The organism is Pseudorhodoplanes sp. (genome assembly GCF_050250235.1).
Taxonomy (GTDB): domain Bacteria; phylum Pseudomonadota; class Alphaproteobacteria; order Rhizobiales; family Xanthobacteraceae; genus Pseudorhodoplanes.
Genome location: NZ_JBFWPA010000308.1, coordinates 1 through 3,162 on the forward strand (window position 1 = coordinate 1; position 3,162 = coordinate 3,162).

Genomic DNA, 3,162 nt, shown 5'->3' on the forward strand with positions numbered 1-3,162 from the left:
GGGCGTGCAATGATATTTGAAGCCGCGTACGACTAGCTCGGCCCGACGCGACAATAGACGGGTTCTTAATTGAGGAGTACCGGCCGGCGTTTCCTGAGTGGCTGTTGGCTGGACGCCTTGATAGAGCGCTAGGTCCGGTCGTGAGCTTTGGTATGGGAGGCGTCCATACGGAGTTGGTGCGGATCATCGAGCATAAGCTAGCGCCCCTGCGCCCTCAGGATGTCGATTCTTTAATTGACGCCACACCTCTTCGGAGAGTTCTCGAAGGCTATCGAGGCAAGCCTGCTTTTGACCGGCAAGTAGCACGAGATGCGATCGTGTCGATTTCAGACTTCATCTGCGCACCGGAATTCGAAAAGCACGTAAGCGAAATTGAAATCAATCCAATCAGCATCAGTGCCAACGGCGCCTGTGCGCTAGATGCACTTTTAATTTTGCGGGGCCTAACAGTATGAGAGACTTGCAACCCCTTCTGCGACCCCGGTCCGTGGCGGTTGTCGGAGCGTCGTCAAATCCTCGCAAATCAGGCGGTCTCCTGTTCAGTAACCTGGTGAACGGTGGGTTCGTCGGCGACCTTTATCCAATCAACCCAGGCGCAAAAGAGGTCTTTGGCCGCCAAGCCTACCCCTCGATCTCTCAAACTCCGAAGAAAGTGGACCTCGCTTTTGTTGCTCTTCCGAGGGATGCCGCGTTGGGCGCGGTAGAGGAATGCGGCCGCGCGGGATGCCGCGCTGTCTGCATCATCGCGGCGGGCTTTTCCGAAGTCGGAGAGCTGGGAAAGGCTGATCAACTCAAGCTCAAGAAGCTTGCCGAGCAGTACGATCTACTCCTCATCGGGCCCAATACCATCGGGATTATCGATGCGCATACGTCGATGATGGGCAGTTTCGTTGGCTATCCACGTTGGGAGAAAGGTGGAATTTCACTCTTTGCACAAAGCGGAATCTATAATGGCGCCGTGATGCTTGAATTCATGAATCAGGACGTCCAACGCCCCGGCGTGATGACGAGTCTTGCCGTCGGAAACAAAGTGGATGTTGACGAAATTGACTTTCTTGATTTTGCCGGAGCAGATCCCGAGACCAGCGTCGTTGGGCTCTATCTTGAATCAATCGACAATCCGCGTGCTTTCATGGAGAAGGCTGCGGAGGTTCGCACTCGTAAGCCAGTTGTTGTTTTGAAGTCGGGCCGTACTGCCGAAGGTGCGCGCGCGTCGGCCTCGCACACCGGCTCCATGATGACGGACGACGCGCTGCTCCAAGTTGGCTTTAAACAATTTGGCATTGCTCGAGCAGATGACGAACGAGAGTTTATGAATGCTCTCCGCACTCTGGAAATGCTTCCACGACCGAAAGGGCGACGGATCGCGATCGCGACCACAAGTGGTGCGCTTGGCGTTATGTCGACCGATATGCTGGTTTCCGAAGGTCTTCAGATGGCAGAGTTCAGCACGGAGACCACCGCCAAACTACAAGAAATCCTGCCTGCATTCATTCCTCCCGCGAACCCTTTTGATTTCTGGATTTCCGTCGATCTTAAAGGTTCGAAATTTGCGCATGAGCAAGGTCTAGAACCTATCTTTCAAGATCCAAACGTGGACGCGGTTATAGGAATTCTCTTGGCGCCAGCCGGGGCTGCATTTGACGAGTTTGGATCGCTGCTCCGTCGCTTGCGCGACAAGTACGAAAAGCCTTTCGTCGTTGTCATTTATGGCGACGATACCGGGAAAAAATGGCTCGAGGATTTGGAGGGGGCCAGAATTCCTGTTTTTGACAGTACGCGAGCAGCGGTGCGCGCTCTTTCTCTCGCGATTCAAGCAACCTGTTAGGGCGCGACCGGCGCATCGTAAGAGGCGCCGTTTGGAACTACCTGAACCCAGGAGAGACAGATGAAGAAATACATGTTGGCAGTCACGATCGCAGCAGTCGTTGCTTTAAGTCAGACCACTCCGACTATGGCACAGCAAACCATCAAGATTGGAGATCTAAACAGCTACAATCGCTTCTCGGCAGTGAGCATTCCCTACCGCAACGGGTTGAATCTTGCGATTGACGAGTTCAATGCGGCGGGTGGTGCTCAAGGGCGGAAAGTCGAAATCATTAGCCAAGATGACGGTGGTGTTCCCGCCGATGCCGTGCGGGCGGCCGATGAACTCGTGTCGCGCCGCAATGTTGATTTCATGGTCGGCGGGTTCCTCTCGCCCGTAGCCTTTGCCCTCGCTGACTTCGCAAAGCAAAAGAAGATCCTCTACATCGTATCGCAGGCCGCGTCAGATAACTTAACGATGGCACAGGGAAATCGCTACACGTTCCGCAATCGCTCGAGCACCTACATGGTCGTTAAGGTGCTCGCCAAGGAAGCGGCAAAGACCGGTAAGAAGAAGTGGGCGATCATCGCGCCGAACTACGAATATGGGCAGGCTGCCGCGGAGAACTTCAAAATTCAAATGAAGGAGCTCGTTCCGGGGTTTGAGGTTGTTGCGGAGCAATACCCGCCACTCGGAAAAATTGACGCCGGCGCTACAATCGAAGCAATCCAGAGCGCAAAACCTGAAGCGATCTTCAACGTATTATTTGGCGCGGATCTCGTGAAGCTGGTGCGGGAGGGCGGTCCTCGAGGTCTTTTCGAGAATCGTTCTGTCGTCAGTTATGAAACCGGCCAGCCGGAATGGCTCGATATCTTGAAAGAAGATGCTCCGAAGGGTTGGATCGTTAACGGCTATCCTTGGTACTCGATCAAAGATCCAGCTCACCAGAAATTCGTTAGCGACTATCAAGCCAAGTACAAGGACTATCCGCGTCACGGATCCTTTATTGGGTACGTGATGGGGCAGCTCGTCGGGGAAATGCTGAAGAAGGCGCCGGACACAAAGACAGACACCCTCATTAAGACGCTTGAGGGGCTGTCGGTTACGACACCAGTCGGCAAAATGACAATGCGCGCGGAAGATCACCAGCTCACTTATGGTACTTACATGGGCAAGCTGGACGTAAAAGACGGCCGCGGCGTCATGATCGACACAACTTACTATGACGGTGCAGACGTCATGATTCCGCTTTCGGAAGTAGCTAAGTCCCGTCCAAAGGACTGACAGCAAGGGTGCGCGATCTATTCGATCGCGCACCCAATTCAAATCAACCATGTTAAAAAATGAAGCGAGCA

At 53.8% G+C, this 3,162-nt stretch carries 2 protein-coding genes and 1 pseudogene; all 3 read left to right on the top strand.

All coding sequences use genetic code 11. From position 1 onward, the window contains the following. Window positions 1-35: 35 nt before the first annotated feature. Window positions 36-455: pseudogene (locus AB7F49_RS39190) on the top strand (acetate--CoA ligase family protein); the annotation flags it as partial. A gap of 32 nt (window positions 456-487) precedes the next feature. Further along, the gene (locus tag AB7F49_RS39195; protein ID WP_428533383.1) at window positions 488-1,828 is read left to right on the top strand and encodes an acetate--CoA ligase family protein; all 1,341 of its coding nucleotides are present in this window, start codon (window positions 488-490) and stop codon (window positions 1,826-1,828) included. Between the two features lie 60 nt (window positions 1,829-1,888). Then, window positions 1,889-3,091: an ABC transporter substrate-binding protein gene (locus tag AB7F49_RS39200; protein ID WP_428533386.1), complete on the top strand. Its 1,203-nt coding sequence runs from the start codon at window positions 1,889-1,891 to the stop codon at window positions 3,089-3,091. Window positions 3,092-3,162: the final 71 nt, after the last annotated feature.